The 456-nt window shown below is 67.5% G+C and carries 1 protein-coding gene; it reads right to left on the bottom strand.

Annotated features, from left to right (window positions below; all coding sequences use genetic code 11):
* A partial coding sequence (locus E5W87_RS31380; protein WP_292406614.1) for a hydantoinase/oxoprolinase family protein occupies positions 1–456 on the bottom strand: 456 nt, incomplete at both ends.

Here is a 456-nt window from a genome sequence, read left to right as displayed (position 1 = left end):
GGCTCGTTCTGGCTGGGTCCGAAAATGGCCGGGAAGAAGTCGGGCTGCAGCTTGCCCAGCATGACATTGGCGTCGGTCACGGCCAGCGGGCCGCCGCGCCGGTACGCGGCCGGCCCGGGATTGGCGCCGGCCGAATCCGGCCCGGCGCGGAAACGCCCGGCCTCGTAATGCAGAATCGAGCCGCCGCCGGCAGCGACGGTGTGGATGCGCATCATCGGCGCGCGGATGCGCACGCCGGCAACCTCGGTGTCGAAGGCACGCTCATAGTCGCCGTCATAGTGAGCGACATCGGTCGAGGTGCCGCCCATGTCGAAGCCGATGATCTTGTCGAAACCGGCAAGTTTTGCGGTCTCGACCATGCCGACGACGCCACCGGCCGGGCCGGACAACAGCGCGTCCTTGCCCTGGAACATATCGGCAGCCGTGAGGCCACCCGACGACATCATGAACATGAGG

The sequence above is a fragment of the Mesorhizobium sp. genome (genome assembly GCF_004962925.1).
GTDB lineage: Bacteria > Pseudomonadota > Alphaproteobacteria > Rhizobiales > Rhizobiaceae > Mesorhizobium.
Note: the sequence above shows the minus strand (reverse complement) of the source record. Positions and strands in the feature narration are given on the sequence as shown.